Raw genomic sequence first — 22,224 nt, forward strand, 5'->3', positions numbered from 1 at the left:
GATCCTCTGGTTACCCGCGCGTATCGTCCAGAGTTGAGCATCGCTCACATTCACGCGCGTGAACAGCACCACCTTCGGTCCCTTCACCCCCCGACACCGCGAAGGGAAGTTCCCCCATGCACGCGCGCCTTCGACGGGCGATCACCGCTGCCGCCGCGCTGGCCCTCGTCGCCGTCGGCCTGCCGGCGGCGCCGGCCGCCGCGGCCCCCTACTACCCGCCCGACGACTACTGCCTCGGCCAGTGCGCGGACGTCCTGCCGCCCGGCCAGAACGGCAACGCCACACTCGTGGACATCCTGGGCAACCAGACCCTCGGCACATACCCGGCCCACAGCAAGGACCAGCTCGGCAAGTACGCCGACCTCGTCTCGGGCTACACCGGCCTGACCGACGAGCAGATCTCCGCGTTCTTCAACGACAGCGCGTTCGGCGTGCCGGCGAACCAGGTCGACAGCACGGTCAGCCCGCGTTCGGACGTCACCATCGTCCGCGACAAGGCCACCGGCGTCCCGCACGTCACCGGCACCACCCGCGAGGGCACCATGTTCGGGGCGGGATACGCCGGCGCGCAGGACCGCCTGTGGCTGATGGACCTCATGCGCCACGTCGGCCGGGGCGAGCTGACGCCGTTCGCCGGTGGCGCCGCCGGCAACAGGGAGCTGGAGCAGAGCGTCTGGCGCAACTCCCCCTACACCGAGGCCGACCTCCAGGCCCAGATCGACCGGTTGAAGACGGCCGGAACCCGGGGCGCCCAGCTCTACGCGGACGTGCAGAACTACGTCGCCGGGATCAACGCGTACATCGACCACTGCATGGCCAACCGCGACTGCCCGGGTGAGTACGTGCTCACCGGCCACCTCGACGCGATCACGAACAAGGGCGGCCCGGAGGACTTCCGGATGACCGACCTGATCGCGATCTCCGGCGTGATCGGCGGTCTGTTCGGCGGTGGCGGCGGCGCCGAGATGCAGTCCGCCCTCGTACGCGTGGCCGCTCGGGCGAAGTACGGCGCCACCGAGGGTGACCGGGTGTGGGCGGCCCTCCGCTCGCAGAACGACCCGGAGACCGTGCTGACCCTGCACAGCGGACAGAGCTTCCCCTTCGGGACGGCCCCGGCCGGCGCGACCGGAGTGGTGCTGCCCGACGCGGGCACGACCATGCCGGTCGACATCACGGCCAACGAGACCGGCACCGCGACGTCCGCGACCACGCAGGTCAAGAGCGCACTGACCGGGCTCACCGTGGACAACTCCAAGCCGGAGATGTCCAACGCCATCGTGGTCTCGGCCGCCAAGGCGACCGGCGGCCACCCGATCGCCGTGTTCGGCCCGCAGACCGGCTATTTCGCGCCGCAGCTGCTCATGCTGGAGGAGCTGTCCGGGCCCGGCATCCGGGCGCGCGGCGCGGCCTTCGCCGGGCTCAACCTCTACGTGCTGCTCGGACGCGGCACCGACTACGCCTGGAGCGCCACCTCCGCCGCCGAGGACATCACCGACACGTACGCCGTGACGCTGTGCGACCCGAACGGCGGCACGCCCACGATCTCCAGCGACCACTACCTCTACCACGGCGTCTGCACGCCGATGGAGACGCTGAAGAAGACCAACTCCTGGAAACCCAACACGGCCGACTCCACCGCCGCCGGGTCGTACGACCTGGTCGTCAAGCGGACCAAGTATGGCCTGGTCACCTGGCGGGGCACGGTCGGCGGCGTGCCGACGGCGTTCACCGCGCTGCGCTCGACCTATCAGCACGAGGCGGACTCCGCCATCGGCTTCCAGATGTTCAACGACCCGGCAGAGATGGGCTCGGCGGCGGCCTTCCGCAACTCGGCCTCCACCATCGGCTTCGCGTTCAACTGGTTCTACGTGAACTCCGCCGACGCGGCGTACTTCATGTCCGGCAACGTCCCCGTGCGGTCGGCGCTGTCCGACCCGAACCTGCCCATGACGGGCAACGCCGCCCACGAGTGGAGCGGCTTCGACCCGGCGGCCAACACGGCGTCCTACGTCCCGCCCTCGGCGCACCCCCAGGCGGTCAACCAGGACTACTTCGTGAGCTGGAACAACAAGCAGGCCAAGGACTTCGGCGCGGCCGACGGCAACTTCAGCTTCGGCGCGGTCCACCGGGCCGACCTGCTCGACGCGCCGGTCAAGGCGGCCCTGTCCTCGGGCACCCTCGACCGCGCCGGGGTCGTGAAGATCATGGCGTCGGCCGCGACGACCGACCTGCGCGGGTGGAAGGTGCTGCCCAAGCTGCTGCGCGTGATCGACAGCGCGTCCGTCTCCGATCCCGCACTGGCCTCGGCCGTCTCCAAGCTGTCCGCCTGGGCCGCCGCGGGCGCCAAGCGGGAGGAGACCGCCAAGGGCAGCAAGACCTACGCGCACGCCGACGCCATCCGGATCTTCGACGCGTGGTGGCCGAAGCTGGTGCGGGCGCAGTTCCGGCCCGGGCTGGGCGACGGGCTCTACCAGGCGCTGGTCAACGCGCTGCAGATCAACGAGTCGCCGTCCGGGCACCAGCAGGGCGACGTCTCCTCACTGCCCGGATCGGCCAACGAGGCCCAGGCCCACAAGGGGTCGTCGTTCCAGTACGGGTGGTGGGGCTACGTGGACAAGGACATCCGGGCCGTGCTGGGCGACCCGGTGGCCGCTCCCCTGGCGGCGAAGTACTGCGGGGCGACCGTGGCGGCCTGCCGTACGGTCCTGCTGGACAGCCTGTCGGCGGCGCTGGCAGAACCGGCGGCGACGACCTACCCGGGTGACGACTCCTGCTCGGCGGGCGACCAGTGGTGCGCCGACGCCGTCCGGCAGTCGCCGCTCGGAGGCGTCAAGCACTCGCTGATCTCCTGGCAGAACCGGCCGACCTACCAGCAGGTCGTCTCGTTCCCCGCGCACCGCGGAGACGACGTGACCGATCTCGCCCTGGGCCGTACGGCGAGCGCGTCCAGCACCCAGGGCTCCAACAGCGCGGCGAAGGCCGTCGACGGGGACCCGGCCAGCCGGTGGGCCAGCGGGTGGAGCGACAACCAGTATGTCCAGGTCGATCTCGGCTCGGCGAAGACCGTGGGACGGGTGATCCTGCGCTGGGAGACGGCCTACGGCTCGTCGTACCGGATCCAGACCTCGCAGGACGGCGCCGCGTGGACCACCGTCGCCCAGACGACCACGGGCGACGGCGGCGTGGACAACGTCACGTTCGCGCCGGCCGGCGCACGGTACGTGCGGATGCAGGGCGTCAAGCGTGCCACCGGCTACGGCTACTCGCTGTACTCCTTCGAGGTGTACGGCACGTAGGACGACGGTCAGCCCGGCTCGCGCCAGCCCTCGCCCTCCTCGGCGAGGGCGTCGAGCCGGGCGAGGTCGGCCGGGCCGAGGGCGCCGTCCGGGTCGTCCACGACGACCACCCACTGGGCGTCCTCGGCGTCGTCCTCGCCCGCGAGCAACTCGCGGACGATGCCGGGAACGCCGAGTGCCGGGAACAGCTCGGCCACGCTTTCGGCGGACTCCTCCGCGCTGTCCCGCTCGGGGAACACCAGCAGGTGACGCACCGCTCCTCCGCAAACAGACAGGTCGCCCCGTCACCCACCGGTCGACACCGCCCAGCGGATCCCGAGCCGGCCGGGCGTGAACACCGCAGTCGGCCCGCGCCGTCTCTCCACGGCGCCGGGCGCACAAGTCCAGAATCCCCGAGAACACGGCGAGCCGCAAAGTAGCGAGGTGTCGGCGGCCCGGGACAGGACAGGCGTGCTGGTGGTGACCGGGGTTCGGTTTCCCGAACTCCGAGTTCGGGGGCGGGCACGATCGATCGCCGTTTGCCGCTCGCCGAGGATGAGGGCATGGCGGAGATCACGAGAGATATCGAGGTGGGAACAGCCGCCCGCGCGGAGAACCTGCATCGTGAATACGGGCGCGGGGCTGCCGGGGTGCGGGCGTTGCGCGGGGTGTCGGTGGCCTTCGCACCCGGCACGTTCACGGCGGTGATGGGGCCGTCGGGCTCCGGCAAGACCACCTTGCTGCACTGCCTCGCGGGGATGGACCGGCCCACTCGGGGCTCGGGTCTGGTGGGGCGCTACAGAGGTGTCCCGGCTGCCGGAGCGCCGGCTGGCGGAGCTGCGGCGCAGCCGGGTCGGGTTCGTGTTCCAGGCGTTCAACCTGATGCCGGCGATGACGGTCGCGCAGAACGTTGAGCTTCCCGGCCGGCTCGCCGGCGAGCCGCCTGACCGGGGCCGGGTGCTGGACGCGCTCGACCGGGTGGGGCTGGCCGGGCGAGAGCGGCATCGGCCCGGCCAGCTGTCCGGTGGGCAGCAGCAGCGGGTGGCGATCGCCCGGGCGCTACTCACCCGCCCTCAGGTGCTTTTCGCCGACGAGCCGACGGGTGCGCTCGACCGGGCCACCGGCCACGAGATCCTCGCCCTGCTGCGGGCCGGTGTGGACCGGGACGGCCGGACCTGCGTGATGGTGACTCACGATCCGGTGGCCGCCGGTTACGCGGACCGGGTGCTGCTGCTCGCCGACGGCGTGGTGGTAAACGAGCTTGACCGGCCCACCGCCGCCCAGGTCGGCGAACGCCTGAGCCGGTTGGGTGGGTGAGCGTGATGGCCGCGATCGCCCTCGGGCAGATGCGTCGGCGTCCGGCGGCCTTCATCGGCCTGGCGGTCGCGCTCTTCCTCGCCGTCGCCACCATGACGCTGTTCGGCTCGCTGTTCGCCACCGATGTCATGGCCTCGGCGGCCACCCCCGGGGCGACCGCCGGGCCCGGATTGGTGGTGATCGCCGGAGTCTTCGGTGAGATCGCCGTGCTCGTCGCGTTCTTCGTGGTGGTCAACGCGCTGGGCTTCGCGGTGCGTCAGCAGCATCGTGAGCTGGCCCTGCTGCGCACGATCGCGGCGACACCCCGTCAGACACGGCGGCTGGTCCGCGGCCAGGTCATCGCGACGACGTTGCTGGTGACCGCGCCGGGATGGGGCGCCGGCGCGGCGGCGGCCCGTCGCCTCCTCACCGAGTTGCAGCGGCGGGGAATGGCGGCGCCGGGCGTGCGGGTGCCGGGGACACCGGTGCCGATGCTGGTCGCGCTGGCCGCCGCGCTCGCCGTCGGCCTGGCGGCGTCGGCTGTCGCCGCCAGGCGGATCACCGCGATCGCGCCCGCGGCCGCCCTCACCGCGAGCTCGGCCGAACAGGGGCGGACGGGTGAGCCACGCCTGCTCGCCGGAATCGGCGCCCTGGTCGGCGGCGTCCTACTGCTGCGACTGGCCGCGACGCGGCCGCCGGAGCAGTCGGACAAAGCGGGGCAGGCGGCGTTACTCGGTGCTCTGGTGCTGCTGATCGCGGTCGCCCTGGCGGGGCCGCTCGCGGCGCGCGTCCTGGCGGCCGCGCTGGGCGCGCCGGTACGACCTCTGGCGCCGGGTGCGGGGTGGCTGGCCGACGCCAACCTGCGGGGATACGCGCGGCGGTTGTCGTCCGCCGTGGTGCCGGTCGCACTGCTCGTGGGACTCTCGGGCACCATGGTGATCATGACGCGTACCGCCGAGCACAGCGCGAGTGGGACGGCGACCAGTGTCGCCTCCGCCACGGACGTCTGGCTGCGCCAGGCCGAGTTGGCGCTGCTGGCCTGCTTCGCCGCCGTCTCCACCGTCAACACCTTGGTCGCCGTGACCGCCGACCGGCGCCGCGAGTTCGCGCTGCTGCGGCTGGTCGGCGCCACCCGGTCGCAGCTGCTGCGCATGCTGACCACGGAGGCGGTGCTGACCGCGGCGGTGGGTGTGCTGCTCGGCACGGCGGTCGCGGGCGCGGCGTCGGCGGCGTTCAGCACCGCGGTGACCGGCTCGGTGGTGCCGTCCGTCCCGATGGCCGCCTGCGGGTGGATCGCCGCGGGCGCGGCGGCGCTGACCGTTCCGTGCATCCTGGCCACGGGCCTGGCGGCGATTCACGGCCCGGCGGCGGAGCTGGTGAGAGGTGGCCGTGGCTGACCGGCGCCGGTACTTCTCCGTGCGGGGTGGCGAATGGGCCTTCGCCGTCGTCGGGCTGCCGCTCGCGGTGCTCGGCGCCGTCTACGCACTCGCCGTTGTGTACGCGGGAGCGCTGCTCTCGCTCACGGTGCTCGGCCTGCCGTTCGTGACCGCCGCGCTGCTGGGCGCGCGTGGGCTCGGCGCACTGCACCGGTGGCTGCTCCAGCAGTTGCTCGGCGAGCGCGTCGAAGCCCCGGACGGGCTGCCCCGCCCGGTGGGCCTGGTCGCCCGCGGCCGTGTCGTGCTCACCGATCCGGTCGCCTGGCGGACGCTGCTGTATCTGGTGCTACGGTTGCCGCTCGGCGTGCTCGGGTTCGCCGCCGCCGCGGCGCTTCCCCCGGGTTGCGGTTGGCTGATCGGCTTTCCCCTCTGGGGCCGCCTGCTGGAACCGGGCCCGCGATCGATCACCTGGATGGATGCCGCCTCCGTCGCGCTGGGCCTGCTTCTGCTGTCCGCGGTGCCCGGCGTGGTCCGGGCGCTGACCGGGGTCGACCGGCGGCTCGCCCGGTCGCTGCTCGGCCCGGCCCGTGCCCAGCGGCGCGTCCGGGAGTTGGAGACCGCCCGCGCCACCCTCCTGGCGGAGAACACCGACCGGCTTCGCCGTCTTGAGCGCGACCTGCACGACGGCACCCAGGCGCGGCTGGTCGCCCTGGCCATCACCCTCTCGCTGGCCGAGGACGCCCTCGTTCCCGCCGAGGGCCCGGACCTCGGGCGGCTGCGCACCCTGGTGGACCGTGCCCGAGGCCAGACCGACGACACCATCGCCGAGCTGCGACGGCTCGTGCGGGGCATTCATCCGGCGGCGCTGGACAATGGCCTCGGCGAGGCGTTGCCGGAGCTCACCGCCACTACGCCCTTGCCGGTTACCGTCAGCCTTGACCTGCGGGAACGCCCGGACGAGGCAGTCGAACGCGCGGTCTATTTCTGCGCCGCCGAGCTGCTTACCAACGTCGCCAAGCACAGCGACGCCCGCTCGGCCGAACTCGCGGTCAGTGCGGCCGACGGCCGGGTCAGCCTGACCGTGCGCGACGACGGCTGCGGCGGCGCGGCGCTCGGCGCCGGCACAGGCCTGACCGGTCTGGCCGGGCGGCTCGCGGCGGTGGACGGCGTCCTGCGGATCGACAGCCCGCCCGGCGGGCCCACAGTGGTCACCGCCGAGCTGCCGGCTCGTCTGTGCTGAGAGATCAGCTTCCGCTCTCCGCCAGGTAGGTGAGGACGGCCTTCACCCGCCGGTTGTCGGCGTCTGTCGCCGGCAGGCCGAACTTGGTGAAGACCGCGGCGACGTGCTTCTCCACCGCCCGCTCCGACACGACCAGCAGCGTGGCGATGGAACGGTTGGAGTGGCCCTGCGCCATCAGCTCCAGCACCTCGCGCTCGCGTGGCGTCAAAGTGTCCACCCGGCTGCGCCCTCCACCGCGCACCAACCGGGTGACCACCTCCGGATCGAGCGCCGTGCCCCCGTCGGCGACCCGGTGCAGCGCGTCCACGAACTCGGAGGTGCGGGCGACGCGTTCCTTCAGCAGATACCCGATGCCCGCCGCGCCGTCCGCCAGCAGCCGGGAGGCCGCGGCGATCTCGACGTGCTGGGAGAACACCAGGATGCCGACCTCGGGCATCCGCGCACGGATCTCCACGGCCGCACGGATGCCCTCGTCGGTTTGCGTCGGCGGCATCCGGATGTCCACCACGGCCACGCTGGGCCGGTGCTCGACCACCGCGGCGAGCAACTCGGGCGCCGTCCCGGCGGTGGCCACCACCTCGCATCCCCGGACGCCGAGCAACTCGGCCATCCCGTCACGGAGCACGACGGAATCCTCGGCCAGTACCACGCGCAGCCGCCTGTCCATCACGACGCCATTATCGGACCCGGCCGACGGCCGGCGCTGCTCGGTGCTGTGGCCGCGAAGCGCGGGAGAACTCCCCCGGGCGCAACCGGCCGTCTGTTCGCGACTCGTCATACCAGTAGACCTGGGCGCATACAGCGGCGGGTGCCGGCACCGTGTCGATTCACACCGTGCCGGCACCCGCTCAGGCGATCATGCTCAGGCGCCGCGGAGCTGGGCTCCGGTGCGCTCGGCGGCGAGGGCGACGGCGGCGTCGCGCGCCGCCGTGGTCTCCTCGACCGTGAGCGTGCGGTCGGGCGCCCGGAATCGCAGCGTGTACGCCAGGGACTTGTTGCCCTCGCCCACCTGCGGGCCGGTGTAGACGTCGAACAGCCGGATCGACTCCAGCAGCTCGCCCGCCCCGGCCCGGAGGGCGGCCTCGACCTCGGCGACCGGGGTGGAGGCGGCGACGGTCAGCGCGACGTCCTGCGTGGCCACCGGGTAGGCGGACACGGCGGGCGTCTGCGCCGGCCCGTCGGGGCTGAGCAGCGACAGCTCCAGCTCCATCGCGCAGGTGCGCGGCGGCAGCCCGTAGGCCTCGACGACCCGGGGGTGCAGCTCGCCGGCGTGACCGACCAGCACCGGCTCGCCGGTCTCCGCGTCGGTGACGGTCAGCGCGGCGCACCGCCCGGGATGCCACGGCTCGTGCTGATCGGCCCGGACGCCGAGCTCCACGCCCGCCGCCCGCGCGACCGTGCGGGCCGCCTCGATGGCGTCCGCCCAGGACGCCTGCCGGCCCTCGCCCCACCAGCCGGAGCGCTCGAACTCACCCGCCAGCACCACGGCCACCCGGAGCGGCTGCCTCGGCAGCGCCGTCTCGATCGCCGCCAGCTCCTCCTCCGTGGGCCTGCGGTCGACCGGGAGGACCGGAGCCGTCGCCGGGGCCTGCGGCTCGGGCCGGTAGACCAGCCCGGACTCGAACAGCGCCACGTCGGCGAAGCCGCGGCCCACGTTGCGCACCAGGATCTTCAGCAGGCCCGGCAGCAGCGTGGTCCGCATGTACGGCTCGTCCTCGCTGAGCGGGTTGACCAGCCGGGTCGCCCGCCTGCGTGGGTCTTGCTCGGGCAGCAGCAGATTGTCGAGGTCGCGCGGCCCCATGAACGGGTAGGCGAGCACCTCCACGTATCCCGCGTGGGCCAGGGCGCCGCCCACCCGGCGGCGCAGCCGCTGCGCCTCGGTCAGCCCGCCCCCGGCCGGAGCGGGCGGCAGCACCGACGGGATGAGGTCGTACCCCTCAAGCCGGATGACCTCCTCCGCGAGGTCGTTCGGGTCGGTCAGGTCGGGGCGCCACGTCGGCGGCGTGACCGTGATCAGGTCGTCGCCGTGGACGGCCAGCCGGTCGGCGAGGTCGCCGGAGGCGAGCACGCCGGTGGCCGCGACGCCGTGCCCGGCCGTCGCGGCGGGGGCGGCGCCCTCCGTCACCACGCAGCCGATCTGCTCCAGCCTGCGGATCACGCTCTCCCGCTCGTACGTCACGCCCGCCACCCTGCTGGGGTGGTCGGCCGGGATGGTGATCCGCACCGGCGAGACCTCCACCTGGGCGTGGGTCACTCCGGGACCGGCGACGGCCCCGCCCAACTCGACCAGGAGCTGGACGGCACGCCACGACGCGGCCAGGGGCAGCTCGCGGTCGACCCCGCGCTCGAACCGCTTGGACGCCTCGCTCACGAGGTTGTGCCGCCGCGACTCGCGGGCGATGCCGGTGGCGGAGAAGTGCGCCGCCTCGATGACGATGTCGGTCGAGGTCTCGGAGATCTCCGTGTGCAGGCCGCCCATCGTGCCGGCCATCGAGATCGGGCCCGAGTCGTCGGTGATGAGGATGTCCTCGTCGTGGAGCGTGCGCACCACGTGGTCGAGCGTCTCCAGCGTCTCCCCCGGCCGGGCCCGCCGTACGACGATCGGGCCGGACAGGCGCGACCGGTCGAATGCGTGCAGGGGCTGGCCGAGCTCCAGCATCACGTAGTTGGTGATGTCGACGGCCAGCGAGACCGAGCGCATGCCGGCGCGGGCCAGCCGCACCCGCATCCACAGCGGAGACTCGGCGGCCGGGTCGAAGCCGGTGACCGAGCGCAGCACGAACCGGTCGCAGGCGGTGGGGTCGGCGATCGCCGCGGGCCAGGACTCCCCGCCCCCGGACTCCGCCTCGCTCGCGGCCGGGTCGCGGAACGGCACGCCGAACGCGATGGCCGCCTCACGCGCGACGCCGCGGATCGACAGGGCGTATCCGCGGTCGGTCGCGACCTCCAGTTCGAGCACGTCGTCACGCAGGCCGAGCAGCTCGACCACGTCGGCGCCGATCGGGGTGTCCTGCGGCAGCAGCAGAATGCCCGGGGAGGACTCGGCGATGCCGAGCTCGGCCTCCGAGCAGATCATGCCGTCGGAGAGGCGCCCGTAGGTCTTGCGGGAGCCGATCTCGAAACCGCCGGGAAGCACCGCGCCGGGCAGCGCGACCGGGACCACGGCGCCCTCGGAGAAGTTCGTCGCGCCGCACACGATCTCGCGCGGCGTCGCCTCCCCCACCTCGACCTTGCAGTGCCGGATGGGCTTCTTGAACCCGGCCAGCTCCTCGAACTCGAGGACCCGGCCGACCACGACGTTCTTGATCTCGTGGCCGTGCGAGTGGATGGCCTCCAGCTTGAGGCCTGCGGCGGTGAGCCGGTCGGCCACCTCCTGGGCGGTGACCGGGGGGAGATCGACGTACTCCCGCAGCCATGAAAGCGGGACCTTCATCAGACCTCCATTCCGAACGGCAGGGTGAACCGGATGTCGCCCTCGACCATGTCACGCATGTCCTCGGCGTTGTGGCGGAACATCAGCGTCCGCTCCACGCCCATGCCGAAGGCGAATCCCGAGTAGACGGCGGGGTCGACGCCGCAGGCGAGCAGCACGCGCGGGTTGACCATGCCGCAGCCGCCCCACTCGATCCAGCCCTCCGACTTGCAGGTGCGGCAGGGCGGGTTGCCCGGCACCGCCGAGGAGCCGCGGCAGACGAAGCAGCGCAGGTCGAGCTCGGCCGACGGCTCGGTGAACGGGAAGTAGTGCGGCCGGAAGCGGGTGGTGATCCCCGCGCCGAACATCACCTCGGCGAACCGGTCGAGCGTGCCCTTCAGGTGGGCCATCGTCAGCCCCTTGTCGACCGCCAGGCCCTCGACCTGGTGGAAGACCGGCGTGTGCGTGGCGTCCAGCTCGTCGGTGCGGAAGGTCTTGCCCGGCGAGACCACGTACACCGGCAGCGGGCGCGACAGCAGGGCCCTGATCTGCACCGGCGAGGTCTGGGTGCGCAGCACCTTCCCGGAGTCGACGCTTTCCACGAAGAACGTGTCGTGGTCCGACCTGGCCGGGTGGTCGGGGGCGATGTTCAGCGCGTCGAAGTTGAACCACTCGCCTTCGAGCTCGGGCCCCTCCGCCACCTCGTAACCCATCGCCACGAACGCGTCGGCGATGCGCTCCTGCAAGGTGGTCAGCGGGTGTCGGGCGCCGCGCGGCGCGCGGTCCCAGGGCAGCGTGACATCGACCGTCTCCTCGATGAGGACCCGCGCGTCCCGCTCGGCCTCCAGCTCGGCCTGGCGCGTGGCGAGCGCCTCGCCGATCGCCTTGCGGGCGGCGCCGATCCGCTTGCCCGCCTCGGCGCGCGCGGCGGGCGGCAGCGCGCCGATCTCACGGTTCGCCAGCGCGATGGGCGAGCGGTCGCCCACGTGCGTCAGCCTGGCCTGCTTCAGATCGTCGAGGTCGCGCGCCGCGGCGATGGCGGCGAGAGCGTCGGCCTGCGCCCGCGCGACCTCGTCGGCGTGCAGCGGCGTCACCTCGACCGGGTCATAGGTGTTCGACAAGAGAGAGCTCCGTATCCAGGGGCTTGCGAGCGCCCTGCGCTCAGCGTGGTCAGTTTAGTGCCCATCCCGTCAATCTTTGCCTCGTCGCGTCGCCCAGAGCGGCACCTCGCGGCGTTGTCGTCGTCGCCGATAACGCTGTTATCGACTCCTCCTCCGCCTTGCGATACACCACTCTGGACACCGCTCCGTCCGGGCAAATCTTGCCGGTCAGGGCACCCGTCCGATCAGCCCACCGGGCCGTCCTTCGCGCGATCGGCCTGTGGAAAAGGCTCAGGCGAAGTCAGGGGTGCCGGTGGGCAAGGTAAATCGGAACTCCGCGCCGCCGCCGGGCGCGCGCTGCACGCTGATGGTGCCGCCGTGGGCCTCGACGAGGCCCTTGACGATGAACAGCCCGAGGCCGGTCCCCCCGCGGCGGCGGCCGTTTCCCCGCCAGAACTGGCGGAAGACGCGGCCGACCAGCTCGGGCGCCACGCCCTCACCCTGGTCCCGCACCGACACCGCCACACCCCATTCGACCGGCTCCACCACTATGGTCACCGTACCGCGTCCGTGGCGCACCGCGTTTTCCACCAGATTCGCGAGAATCTGGTCAATCTTGTCCTGGTCGAGCCACATCTCCGGCAGCTCGCCGAGGACCTCCAGCCGGAAGCGGTCCTCCGGCTCCCCCGCCGCCACCCGGCCCGCGATGATCTTACGGGCCCGGGCCGGCACGTCCACGATCTGGCGGTGGATCTCCACCCTGCCCGACTCGATGCGCGAGACGTCGAGCAGCTCGGTGATCAGCCGCGTCACCCGGTCGGCGTCGGCGTTGACCGTCTCCAGCATGACGCGCTTCTGGGCGTCGGTGAAGCGCTCCCACTTGGCCAGCAGCGTCGCGGTGAACCCCTTGACGCTGGTCAGCGGCGAGCGCAGCTCATGGGCCACGGTCGAGACCAGGTCGGCACGGCTGCGCTCGATCCGGGCGCGCGCCGAGGCGTCGCGCAGCGTGATCACGACGCGCTCCACGCGTCCGCCGCGCGGCGGCGTGCGGACGAAGCGCGCGGCGACGAGCATCTCCTGGCGGCCGGGCAGGTGCAGCGGCCGTTCCGGCTGGCGGCTGCGGATGGACAGCCCGCCCTGCGGGTCGAGCCACTTCCACCAGTCACGGCCGTCCTGGTCGCGCATCGGCAGCACGTCGCCGATGAGCCTGCCCACCGCCGCCTCGCGGGTCACCCCGGTCAGCCGCTCGGCGGCCCGGTTGACCATCAGGATCACGCCGTCGGCGTCGGTGGCGACGAGGCCGTCGGGAAGGTCGTCGACGTCGATGCGCACCCGCCCTCCGGCGTCCCCCTCAAGGGCGCCGCCGGGGGTGTCGTCACCTCGCACGAGACCGCCTCCTCGAGCTCCGGAACTGCGCGCGCCGCCGCGTCCTGCGCGACTCCTTCGCCGACAATAGCGGGTTTCCCGGGCTCGGCAGCAGCCTCAGAGCGCGGGGGTAGTGGGATCTTCCACGGAATGTAAGGTCTGCCGCTGAGCGCGCGCGGAGGCGTACAGGCAGACCGCGGCAGCGGTGGCGAGATTGAGGCTTTCCGCCCGCCCGTAGATCGGGACGCGCACCACCTCGTCGGCCAGCGCGAGGAGCTCGGGCGGCAGGCCCCACGCCTCGTTGCCGAACAGCCAGGCGGTGGGCACGTCCATGGCGACCTCGTCGAGCGTCCGGGTGCCCGCGCCGTCGGCCGCGAGCACGCGCAGCCCCGCCTCCCGCGCGTGCCGTACGGCGTCCGCCACGGGAGTGCCGGTCACGACCGGCAGGTGGAACAGGCTGCCCGCGCTGGCCCGCACGCACTTGCCGTTGTACGGGTCCACCGACGCGTCGGTGAACACCACAGAGTCGGCGCCCGCGGCGTCGGCCGTACGCAGGACCGTGCCCGCGTTGCCGGGATCGCGCACGTGGGCGAGGATCGCCACCAGCCGGGCCCCCCGCGGCACCGCCTCGGCCAGCGGGACGTGCACGAACCTGCACACGGCCAGCAGGCCCTGCGGGGTGACCGTCTGGGTCAGCTCCGACATGACCTCGCCGCTCGCGCGGTGCACCGGGACGCCCGCCGCGAGGGCGGCGGCCACGATGTCGGCGTGCCGCGTCTCCGCCTCGACCGTCGTGAACAGTTCGACCGTGACGTCCTTGAGCGCGAGGGCCTCGCGGACCGCCTGCGGCCCCTCCGCCAGGAACGCCCGGTCGCGGTCCCGGAAAGCCCGCTTGGTCAGCCTGCGGGCCGCCTTGACGCGCGGCGACTTGATGTTGGTGAGCTCCGCCATGCCCCGCTTGTTCCCCCTCGACGTGAATGAGGGCCCGCCGCAGGCGGCGAGCCCTCGTCTTTGCGCAGGTGTCAGGCGACCGGCGCGTTCACGTCGGACGGGAGCGCCTTCCTGGCGGACTCGACCAGCGTGGCGAAGGTCTGCGTGTCGTTCACCGCGAGGTCCGCGAGGATCTTGCGGTCCACCTCGATGCCGGCCAGGCGCAGGCCCTGGATGAACCGGTTGTAGGTGATGCCGTTCGCGCGGGCGGCGGCGTTGATCCGCTGGATCCACAGCCGGCGGAACGTGCCCTTCTTGTCCTTGCGGTCCCGGTACGCATAGGTCATCGAGTGGAGCATCTGCTCCTTGGCCTTGCGGTAGAGCCGCGACCGCTGCCCGCGGTAACCGCTCGCCCGCTCGAGGACGACCCGGCGCTTCTTCTTGGCGTTGAGCGCCCGCTTCACGCGTGCCATGTTGTTCTATCTCCCCGGGTCGTTACTTCGCGAGCAGCTTCTTGATCTTCTTGGTGTCGGCGTCGGACATGACGACGACACCCTCGAGACGGCGCGTGCGAGTGGACGGCTTGTGCTCGAACAGGTGCTGCCGGTTGGCGCGGCGGCGGACAACCTTGCCGGATCCGGTGAGCCGGAACCGCTTCTTCGCACCGCTGTGCGTCTTCATCTTCGGCATCTCAGCCGTCTCTCCTCTTTCGTCCGTGCCGACGGCCCAGGCCGGTAACCCGGGCCGGCGGCCTGCCTTACTCCGCGAGACCGCCCCGGTCTCGGTTTCCGTGTACGTCTTCGGCGCCCCGCCTGGTGGTTCAGGCGGGCGTCACTGCGGCTGCGCGGCCTGCTCCTCGGCGGGCTCCGCCTCCTGCTGGTCGGTGCCGCGGGCCTTTGCGGCGGCCTTCTCGGCCTTCGCCTCGGCCTTCTTCTTGTGCGGCCCGATCACCATGATCATGTTGCGACCGTCCTGCTTCGGCTGCGACTCGACGAACCCCAGGTCGGTCACGTCCTCGGCGAGGCGCTGCAGGAGCCGGAAGCCCAGTTCCGGCCGGGACTGCTCGCGACCCCGGAACATGATCGTGACCTTGACCTTGTCTCCCGCCTTCAGGAAGCGCACGACGTGACCCTTCTTGGTCTCGTAGTCGTGCGGGTCGATCTTCGGCCGGAGCTTGATCTCCTTGATGATCGTGTGCGCCTGGTTGCGGCGGGCCTCGCGCGCCTTCATGGCCGACTCGTACTTGAACTTGCCGTAGTCCATGAGCTTGCAGACGGGCGGGCGGGCCGTGGCCGCAACCTCCACCAGGTCGAGATCGCTCTCCTGCGCCAGCTTCAGTGCGTCGCCGATGGAGACGATGCCGACCTGTTCGCCGTTCGGGCCGACGAGGCGCACCTCGGGCACGCGAATACGGTCGTTGATGCGGGGCTCGGTGCTGATGGGACCTCCAAAAGACTTCCGCTTGTCTCGACCGCGCGGAGCAAAAAACAAAACCCCGCACGTCACGCATGCGGGGTCACTGAGCTCTCCTGCCGAAAACTCCGGTGTGATCCTGGACCCGTCCGCCTTTCGGCGAAGCAGGTGGGAGGAGGACCTCCGCTTGCGCGTCCAGCTCATGCCGGACCGATCGAGTTCCTACGTTACCACAAACCCGAAGGCCCACCGACGTATTCCAAGGCCACCACGGGGGCCACCACGGGGGCCACCACGGGGGCCACCACGGGGGCCACCACGGGGGCCACCACGGGGGCCACCACGGGGGCCACCACGGGGGCCACCACGGGGGCCACCACGGGGGCCACCACGGGGGCCGTCACGGTGCCGCTCAGGTGGCCGCGCGCCGGGCGATCTCGGCCTCGCCGGCGGCGCGCATCGCCTCCACCGGCACGTCCGCGCGGCCGGTCATCAGCTCGGCCTGCCGCACCGCCTGGTGCAGCAGCATCGGGAAGCCGCCGATCACGGTGCGCCCCCGCGCGCGTACGGCCGCGGCCAGCGCCGTCGGCCAGGGCGCGTAGACCACGTCGAACAGGGCCGCCTTCTCCGGCAGGCTGGTCGCGACCCGCTCGGCCAGCGCGTCGGCCGCGCCGGACGGCAGCGTGGAGACGACCAGGTCGGCCGCGGGGTCGAAGTCGCCGAAGGAACGCACGGTCACCGTGGCGCCGAGGCGCTCGGCGACCCTCAGGGTCTCTCCCGCGCGGGCCGGGTCGCGCACGACCAGCGTGACCTCCGCGAGGCCCGTCTCCCGCAGGGCGGCGACGGCCGAGGCCGCGGTGGCGCCGCCGCCGAGGATCACCGCCGAGGCGGGCGCGGGGACGCCCGCCTCCGCGAGCGCCTGGACGATGCCGTACACGTCGGTGTTCTCGCCGTGGCGCGCGCCGTCGCGGAACACCACCGTGTTGGCGCCGCCGACCGCCACGGCGAGCTCGGAGACGGTGTCGAGCAACGGCAGCACGGCGCGCTTGAGCGGCATCGTGAGCGACAGCCCCGCCCATTCCGGGCCGAGCCCGCCGACCAGGTCGGCCAGCCCGCCCTCGCCGCACTCGATCGCGTCGTAGCGCCAGTCCGCCAGGCCCATCGCCGCGTACGCCGCCCGGTGCAGCACCGGGGACAGCGAGTGCGCGATCGGGGAGCCCAGCACGGCGGCCCGGCGGCCGGTCACGGTCATTTGTTGTTCCTGTTGAACTCGTCGCGGAGCTTCCAGAACTCCGTCTCCTTGTCGGTGAACTTGGTGATGCCCCGCTTCGGGTCGACCGTCACGAAGTACAGCCAGTTGCCGTCCGCCGGGTGCAGCGCGGCCTCGATCGCGTGGTCGCCGGGGTTGGCGATCGGGCCGGGCGGCAGGCCGAAGTACTTGTAGGTGTTGTACCGCGAGGTGCTCTCCAGGTCGGCGTGCGAGGCCGCGATGCCGTACTTGTTCAGGCCGTACATGACCGTGCTGTCCATGCCCAGCTTCATCTGCGGGTTGGAGGTCAGCCGGTTGTAGACGACCCTGGCGACCTTCGGCATGTCCTCGGCGCTGCCGGACTCCGCCTGCACGATGCTGGCGATGATGATGATCTGCCTGGCGCTGAAGCCGAGTTGCTTCGCCTGTGCCTCCAGGTCGACCCGATCCGCGGTCTGGTTGAACCGGTCGACCATCTTGGTGAGGATCTGCTGCGGGGTGAGCTTGCTGCTGATCTCGTACGTGGCAGGGAACGCGAAGCCCTCCAGACGGCCCTTGGCGTACGAGGGAAGCCCGATGTCGGTGCGGGCGGCCTTCTTGAAGTCCTCGACCGGCTTGCCGGTGGCGGTCGACAGCTCCTCGTAGATCTTGCTGAGCCGCAGTCCCTCGCGGATCGTCAGCCGGTTGAGCACCCGGTTCTTGGGGTCGAGCAGGGCCAGGGCGGACTCGGCGGACATGCCCTTGCGCATCTCGTACTGACCCGGTTGGAGCGAGGAACTCTTGCCCGCTGCGCCGATGGCGTTGATGAACGCCCGGGCGCTGGCCACGACGCCCTGGTCCTCCAGCATCTGGGCGACGTCGGTGGCGCTCGCGCCCTCCTCGATCTCGACGACGACCTCCCCGCGCCCCTCCCCGGTGAAGTCCTTGGGGATCATCACGCCGCGCGCCCAGGTGAACCCGAAGTAGCCGAGGCCGCCGAGGACCCCGACGATGATCACGACGGCGAACAGCGTGGCGACCCTGCCCTTGCGCCGCTGTTTCTTGCGGCGTCTGCGGCTGCGCCGCTGCTGGGTCCGGCTGCCAGGGGGCCGGCGCCGGGGAGAACCGTCGTCGTCCTCGGCGCCGAGCAGGAAGTCCATGTCCAGATCATTCATAGTGCGCTGGCCAATCTCTCGGTACGAGAGGCCTCCCGTCAAGCGAGTGTGCCAAACCGAGGGGGTTCGGGACAGGGGGTTCCGCGGGGGGCGTTCCCGATATATGGAGCCCCGCCCGGGGGCGGCGGGGCCGTGCGGACGCACCGGGCGCGCTCCGGAACCCCGCGGGCGGCGCCGCGCGGATGCCCCGGGGAACGATCAGTTCGTCCCGAGATACCTGTTCAGCTCCTCCCGATATTTCCTGAACTCAGCCTCTTTGTCAGTGAATTTGGTGATTTTACGCCGAGGATCTGTGGTCACGAACCAGTACCACGCGCCCTCGGCGGGGTGGAGGGCGGCCGCGAGCGCGCTCTCTCCCGGGTTGCCGATGGGGCCGGGCGGCAGCCCGGGGCGCGCGTAGGTGTTGTACGGCGAGTCGACCCGCGTGTCCTGGGTGCTGACCTTGAGGGTGTGGCGGTTGAGCGCGTAGTTGACCGTGCTGTCCATCTCCAGCTTCGCGCCGCGCGCGAGACGGTTGTACACCACTCTGGCGATCTTGGGGTAGTCGGCCGGGACGCCGCCCTCGGCCTGCACGATGCTGGCGACCGTCACCGCCTGTTTGGGCGTGAGCCGCACGCGCGGAGCCAGCTCCTCCAGCTTCACCTTCGCGGCGGCGACGCGGAACCGGGCCGTCATCTTCCTGAGCAGATCGACGGCGGTCATCCCCGGCTCGATCTCGTACGTCGCGGGGAACAGGAAGCCCTCGGCCGCCCCCTCGGCGTACACGGGCAGGCGCAGGCGCCGGGGCTCGGCGACGGCTTCGGCGAAGTCCTTCAGGGGGATGCCGGTCCGGTCCGCGAGCGTGCGCAGCACCTCGCTCGTGCGCAGCCCCTCGGGCACGGTGACCGTGCGCACGACCCTGCTCGCGGGCGAGAGCAGCAGATCGAGGGCGCTGGCGGCGCCCATGCGACGCCGCAGGGTGTAACGGCCCGGGTGCAGGCCGCTCTCCTTGGAGCGCGTGATCACCTGCTCGACGAACGACTGGGCGCTGGCCACCACGCCGGCCTGCTCCAGCGTCTCGCCGATCTCGGCGGCGCTCGCCCCCGGCGTGATCTCGACCGTGACCGTGCCCGAGCCGCCGCCGGAGTAGTCGGGGGCCTTGTCGGACTGCCCGACCACCTGGTGCACGCCGTACGCCACCGCCACCGCGACCAGGGCGAGACCCCCGGCCACGGCGGCCGCGGTCCGCTTCACCGTGCGGTCCCGCCGCTCGCTTCCTCACCTGGCCCGGTGCCGGGCCGCGGTGGTTCGAGAGGTCTGCCGGGGGGATTGCCGGTGGCCCGCTCGCCGTCGAGCGCGGCCTGCAGCAGCACGACGGCCGCCGCCTGGTCGATCACGTCACGCTGGTTGCGGGCCTTCACGCCGCTGGAACGCAGGCCCTGCTGGGCGCTGACCGTGGTGAGCCGTTCGTCCACCAGCCGGATCGGGACCGGAGCCACCCGGGCGGCCAGTCGCGCGGCGAACTCGCGCGCGGCCCCGGCGGCGTGGCTCTCCCTGCCCGACAGCGACGTGGGCAGCCCGACCACGATCTCGATCGCCTCGTGCTCGGTCGCGATCTCCGTGATCCTCGCCAGGTCGCCGCGGCCGCGCCGTACGGTCTCCACCGGCGTGGCCAGCAGACCCGACGGGTCGCTGCGGGCCACGCCGATGCGGACGGAGCCGACGTCGACCCCGATCCTGACGCCGTGCCTCATCGGCCGCTCACGCCACCGCGGAGGAGATGGCCTCCTCAACCGCGCGAAGCGCGTCGCCGATCGCCTCGGGCCGCGTGCCGCCGCCCTGGGCCACGTCGTCCTTGCCGCCACCGCCACCCCCGAGTGCCTTGGCGGCGACGCCGACGAGCCGGCCCGCCTTCAGGCCGCGCTCGCGTCCCGCCTCGTTGACCGCGGCGACGACGACCGGCCGGTCGGAGGGGACGCCGGAGACGACGACGACCGCGGCGCGGTCGCCAGGGAACCTGCCGCGCACATCGAGGGCGAGTTTACGCAGGTCGTCGGCGGAGGTGCCATCAGGCGCGCGGTGCGTCACCACGGAGACGCCCTGCACGTCGCGGGCCTGCGCGGCGAGTTCGCCGGCCACCGCGAGCACCTGGGCCGAGCGGACCTTCTCCAGCTCCTTCTCCGCTGCGCGCAGCCGGGTGACGATGCCCTCGATGCGCTCGGGCAGCTCCTCGCGGCGGGTCTTGAGCTGCTCGCTGAGCTGGGCGACCAGCACGCTCTCGCGGGCCAGGAACCGGAACGCGTCGAGGCCGACGAGCGCCTCCACACGGCGCACGCCCGCGCCGATGGACGACTCGCCCAGCACCTTCACCAGGCCGAGCTGGCCGGAGCTGGCCACGTGCGTGCCGCCGCACAGCTCGCGGGAGTAGTCGCCGACCTCGACCACCCGGACCTCGTCGCCGTACTTCTCGCCGAACAGCGCGAGCGCGCCCATCGCACGGGCCTGCGCCTGGCTGGTGTAGAACGCGTTGACCTTGAGGTCGTTGATCAGGACGGCGTTCACCTCGTCCTCGACGTCGCGCAGCATCGACGGGGAGACGGCCCCGGCCGCGGTGAAGTCGAAGCGGAAGCGGCCCGGGGAGTTCTCCGAGCCCGCCTGGGCCGCCGACTCGCCGAGGGCGTTGCGGAACCCGCGGTGGACCAGGTGGGTCGCGGTGTGGCTGCGGGAGATCGCGCGGCGCCGCTCCAGGTCGATGTCGGCCTGCGCCTGGTCGCCGACCCGCACCTCGCCGGTGCGCACCTTGCCGCGGTGCACGACCAGGCCGGCCACCGGCGACTGGACGTCCACGATCTCGATCTCCGCGCCGCCGGTGCGGATCAGGCCCTGGTCGGAGAGCTGACCGCCGCCCTCCGCGTAGAACGGGGTGCGGTCGAGCACGACCTCCAGCGTGGTCCCCGCGCCCGCCGCGGGGACGGACGCGCCGTCGACGAGCAGGCCGATGACGTTCGCCTCGGCGGTGGTGTGGTCGTAGCCGAGGAAGTCGACCTTCCCGGACTTCTCCAGGATGCCGGTGAACACCGAGATGTCGGCGTTGCCGGTCTTCTTCGCCGCGGCGTCGGCCTTGGCCCGGTCCCGCTGCTCCTTCATGAGCCGGCGGAAGCCCTCCTCGTCAACCTGGAGGCCCTGCTCGGCCGCCATCTCCAGGGTGAGGTCGATCGGGAAGCCGTAGGTGTCGTGGAGCTGGAACGCCTGGTCGCCGCTGAGCGTCGCGGCGCCCTTGCGCTTGCTCTCCTCCACCGCGACGTCGAAGATCGCCGTACCGGTGCGGAGCGTGCCGAGGAACGACGCCTCCTCGGCGTCGATGACCGTGTGGATGTTGGCGGCGTCGGCCTTGAGCTCGGGGTACTGCTCGCCCATCACGTCGATGGTGACGGCGGTGAGCGCGTGCATGTGCCGCTCCTCGCCCGCGCCGAGCAGGCGGAGGTTGCGGATCGCGCGGCGCAGCATGCGGCGCAGCACGTAGCCGCGGCCCTCGTTGGACGGCAGCACGCCGTCGCCGACGAGCATGACGCCCGCCCGCATGTGGTCGGCGACCACCCGCAGCGACACGTCGGCGCGCTTGTCGCGCCCGTAGCGCGACCGGGTGAGCTCGGCCGCCGTGTCGAGGATCTTGTACGTCGTGTCGATCTCGTAGATGTTGTCGACGCCCTGCAGGATCGCCGCCATGCGCTCCAGGCCCATGCCGGTGTCGATGTTCTTGGCCGGCAGCTCGCCCGCCACGTCGAAGTCGATCTTGCTGCGGACCTTGCTGAGCTGGAACTGCATGAAGACGAGGTTCCACACCTCGAGGAAGCGGTTCTCGTCGGCGATCGGCCCGCCCTCGCGGCCGTACTCGGGGCCGCGGTCGTAGTAGATCTCCGAGCACGGCCCGCCGGGCCCGGGCACGCCCATGTGCCAGTAGTTGTCGGCGAGGTCGCGGCGCTGGATGCGGTCGAGCGGCAGGCCCACCTTGCGGTGCCAGATGTTCTGGGCCTCGTCGTCGTCCAGGTAGACGGTCGCCCACAGGCGGTCCTCGGGGAAGCCGAAGCCGCCCTCGGACTCGGACCGGGTCAGCAGCTCCCAGGCGAACGGGATCGCCTGCTCCTTGAAGTAGTCGCCGAAGGAGAAGTTGCCGAGCATCTGGAAGAAGCTGGCGTGCCGGGTGGTCTTGCCGACCTCGTCGATGTCGAGGGTGCGCATGACCTTCTGCGCGCTCGTCGCCCGCCGGTACGGCGGCGTCTGCTGCGCCAGGAAGAAGGGCTTGAACGGGACCATCCCCGCGTTCACGAGGAGCAGTGTCGGGTCCTCGGCGACCAGGCTGGCCGAGGGCACGACTGTGTGCCCGCGCTCCTCGAAGAAGCGCAGGAAGCGGCGCGCGATCTCTGCCGACTCCATT

20 protein-coding genes are annotated in these 22,224 nt (G+C 72.1%); 5 read left to right on the plus strand and 15 right to left on the minus strand.

The window, feature by feature from the left end; translation table 11 throughout:
- Window positions 1–116 precede the first annotated feature (116 nt).
- Entirely contained in the window at window positions 117–3,296 is a 3,180-nt protein-coding gene (locus FH610_RS14720) for a penicillin acylase family protein (protein WP_139574998.1), read from the plus strand.
- Between the two features lie 8 nt (window positions 3,297–3,304).
- Here the strand turns inward: FH610_RS14720 and FH610_RS14725 are convergent, their stop codons facing one another.
- Window positions 3,305–3,550, minus strand: a complete 246-nt coding sequence (locus FH610_RS14725; protein WP_139574999.1) for a hypothetical protein — start codon at window positions 3,548–3,550, stop codon at window positions 3,305–3,307.
- 288 nt (window positions 3,551–3,838) lie between these two features.
- Here FH610_RS14725 and FH610_RS45470 point away from each other — a divergent pair, with 288 nt between their 5' ends.
- The 4 genes from FH610_RS45470 to FH610_RS14740 are packed head-to-tail and all read left to right on the plus strand — an operon-like array spanning window position 3,839 to window position 7,187.
- Window positions 3,839–4,189: an ATP-binding cassette domain-containing protein gene (locus tag FH610_RS45470; RefSeq protein WP_338104546.1), complete on the plus strand. Its 351-nt coding sequence runs from the start codon at window positions 3,839–3,841 to the stop codon at window positions 4,187–4,189.
- Window positions 4,080–4,592, plus strand: coding sequence for an ABC transporter ATP-binding protein (locus FH610_RS14730; protein WP_338104547.1), 513 nt, complete (start codon window positions 4,080–4,082; stop codon window positions 4,590–4,592). Before FH610_RS45470 ends, FH610_RS14730 begins: the two co-directional genes overlap by 110 nt.
- Window positions 4,593–4,597: 5 nt before the next feature.
- Entirely contained in the window at window positions 4,598–5,968 is a 1,371-nt protein-coding gene (locus FH610_RS14735) for an FtsX-like permease family protein (protein ID WP_139575000.1), read from the plus strand.
- Window positions 5,961–7,187, plus strand: a complete 1,227-nt coding sequence (locus FH610_RS14740; protein ID WP_139575001.1) for a sensor histidine kinase — start codon at window positions 5,961–5,963, stop codon at window positions 7,185–7,187. The genes FH610_RS14735 and FH610_RS14740 overlap by 8 nt, the downstream gene beginning before the upstream one ends.
- Before the next feature lie 4 nt (window positions 7,188–7,191).
- On the opposite strand, the gene FH610_RS14745 is transcribed toward FH610_RS14740, so the two are convergent.
- The 14 genes from FH610_RS14745 to alaS form a co-directional block, all read right to left on the minus strand.
- The gene (locus FH610_RS14745; protein WP_240809002.1) at window positions 7,192–7,854 is read right to left on the minus strand and encodes a response regulator transcription factor; all 663 of its coding nucleotides are present in this window, start codon (window positions 7,852–7,854) and stop codon (window positions 7,192–7,194) included.
- Window positions 7,855–8,049: 195 nt separating this feature from the next.
- Window positions 8,050–10,620, minus strand: a complete 2,571-nt coding sequence (locus FH610_RS14750) for a phenylalanine--tRNA ligase subunit beta (RefSeq protein WP_139575003.1) — start codon at window positions 10,618–10,620, stop codon at window positions 8,050–8,052.
- Complete coding sequence (gene pheS / locus FH610_RS14755) at window positions 10,620–11,720, minus strand: phenylalanine--tRNA ligase subunit alpha (RefSeq protein ID WP_139575004.1); 1,101 nt, start codon at window positions 11,718–11,720, stop codon at window positions 10,620–10,622. Before pheS ends, FH610_RS14750 begins: the two co-directional genes overlap by 1 nt.
- Before the next feature lie 270 nt (window positions 11,721–11,990).
- Window positions 11,991–13,085 carry a sensor histidine kinase gene (locus tag FH610_RS14760; RefSeq protein WP_139575005.1) on the minus strand — a complete coding sequence of 365 codons (1,095 nt, stop codon included), beginning with the start codon at window positions 13,083–13,085 and terminating at the stop codon, window positions 11,991–11,993.
- Between the two features lie 96 nt (window positions 13,086–13,181).
- Window positions 13,182–14,015: a TrmH family RNA methyltransferase gene (locus tag FH610_RS14765; RefSeq protein WP_139575006.1), complete on the minus strand. Its 834-nt coding sequence runs from the start codon at window positions 14,013–14,015 to the stop codon at window positions 13,182–13,184.
- 71 nt (window positions 14,016–14,086) lie between these two features.
- Window positions 14,087–14,467 (minus strand): 50S ribosomal protein L20, encoded by a 381-nt coding sequence (gene rplT, locus FH610_RS14770; protein ID WP_139575007.1) that lies wholly within the window; start codon window positions 14,465–14,467, stop codon window positions 14,087–14,089.
- 22 nt (window positions 14,468–14,489) lie between these two features.
- On the minus strand, window positions 14,490–14,684 hold the full coding sequence (gene rpmI / locus FH610_RS14775) for a 50S ribosomal protein L35 (RefSeq protein WP_030504936.1): 195 nt from the start codon (window positions 14,682–14,684) through the stop codon (window positions 14,490–14,492).
- A gap of 141 nt (window positions 14,685–14,825) precedes the next feature.
- On the minus strand, window positions 14,826–15,500 hold the full coding sequence (gene infC, locus FH610_RS14780; RefSeq protein WP_276607675.1) for a translation initiation factor IF-3: 675 nt from the start codon (window positions 15,498–15,500) through the stop codon (window positions 14,826–14,828).
- 134 nt (window positions 15,501–15,634) lie between these two features.
- Window positions 15,635–15,811, minus strand: a complete 177-nt coding sequence (locus FH610_RS42860; protein WP_161628005.1) for a hypothetical protein — start codon at window positions 15,809–15,811, stop codon at window positions 15,635–15,637.
- 8 nt (window positions 15,812–15,819) lie between these two features.
- Window positions 15,820–16,659 (minus strand): shikimate dehydrogenase, encoded by an 840-nt coding sequence (locus FH610_RS14785; RefSeq protein ID WP_139575008.1) that lies wholly within the window; start codon window positions 16,657–16,659, stop codon window positions 15,820–15,822.
- Complete coding sequence (mltG, locus tag FH610_RS14790) at window positions 16,656–17,810, minus strand: endolytic transglycosylase MltG (RefSeq protein WP_139575009.1); 1,155 nt, start codon at window positions 17,808–17,810, stop codon at window positions 16,656–16,658. The genes FH610_RS14785 and mltG (FH610_RS14790) overlap by 4 nt, the downstream gene beginning before the upstream one ends.
- A gap of 198 nt (window positions 17,811–18,008) precedes the next feature.
- On the minus strand, window positions 18,009–19,043 hold the full coding sequence (gene mltG, locus FH610_RS14795) for an endolytic transglycosylase MltG (protein WP_139575010.1): 1,035 nt from the start codon (window positions 19,041–19,043) through the stop codon (window positions 18,009–18,011).
- The gene (ruvX, locus tag FH610_RS14800) at window positions 19,040–19,543 is read right to left on the minus strand and encodes a Holliday junction resolvase RuvX (RefSeq protein WP_139575011.1); all 504 of its coding nucleotides are present in this window, start codon (window positions 19,541–19,543) and stop codon (window positions 19,040–19,042) included. The genes mltG (FH610_RS14795) and ruvX overlap by 4 nt, the downstream gene beginning before the upstream one ends.
- A 7-nt stretch (window positions 19,544–19,550) precedes the next feature.
- Window positions 19,551–22,223 (minus strand): alanine--tRNA ligase, encoded by a 2,673-nt coding sequence (gene alaS / locus FH610_RS14805; RefSeq protein WP_139575012.1) that lies wholly within the window; start codon window positions 22,221–22,223, stop codon window positions 19,551–19,553.
- Window position 22,224: the final 1 nt, after the last annotated feature.

It is taken from the genome of Microbispora catharanthi (assembly GCF_006334915.2).
Taxonomy (GTDB): domain Bacteria; phylum Actinomycetota; class Actinomycetes; order Streptosporangiales; family Streptosporangiaceae; genus Microbispora; species Microbispora catharanthi.

Coding starts and splice junctions, on each gene's coding strand:
- FH610_RS14720 (WP_139574998.1), top strand. CDS start 117: ATGCACGCGCGCCTTCGACGGGCGATCACCGCTGCCGCCGCGCTGGCC.
- FH610_RS45470 (WP_338104546.1), top strand. CDS start 3,839: ATGGCGGAGATCACGAGAGATATCGAGGTGGGAACAGCCGCCCGCGCG.
- FH610_RS14735 (WP_139575000.1), top strand. CDS start 4,598: ATGGCCGCGATCGCCCTCGGGCAGATGCGTCGGCGTCCGGCGGCCTTC.
- FH610_RS14745 (WP_240809002.1), bottom strand. CDS start 7,854: ATGGACAGGCGGCTGCGCGTGGTACTGGCCGAGGATTCCGTCGTGCTC.
- FH610_RS14750 (WP_139575003.1), bottom strand. CDS start 10,620: ATGAAGGTCCCGCTTTCATGGCTGCGGGAGTACGTCGATCTCCCCCCG.
- FH610_RS14765 (WP_139575006.1), bottom strand. CDS start 14,015: ATGGCGGAGCTCACCAACATCAAGTCGCCGCGCGTCAAGGCGGCCCGC.
- rplT (WP_139575007.1), bottom strand. CDS start 14,467: ATGGCACGCGTGAAGCGGGCGCTCAACGCCAAGAAGAAGCGCCGGGTC.
- rpmI (WP_030504936.1), bottom strand. CDS start 14,684: ATGCCGAAGATGAAGACGCACAGCGGTGCGAAGAAGCGGTTCCGGCTC.
- FH610_RS14785 (WP_139575008.1), bottom strand. CDS start 16,659: ATGACCGTGACCGGCCGCCGGGCCGCCGTGCTGGGCTCCCCGATCGCG.
- mltG (WP_139575009.1), bottom strand. CDS start 17,810: ATGAATGATCTGGACATGGACTTCCTGCTCGGCGCCGAGGACGACGAC.
- ruvX (WP_139575011.1), bottom strand. CDS start 19,543: ATGAGGCACGGCGTCAGGATCGGGGTCGACGTCGGCTCCGTCCGCATC.
- alaS (WP_139575012.1), bottom strand. CDS start 22,223: ATGGAGTCGGCAGAGATCGCGCGCCGCTTCCTGCGCTTCTTCGAGGAG.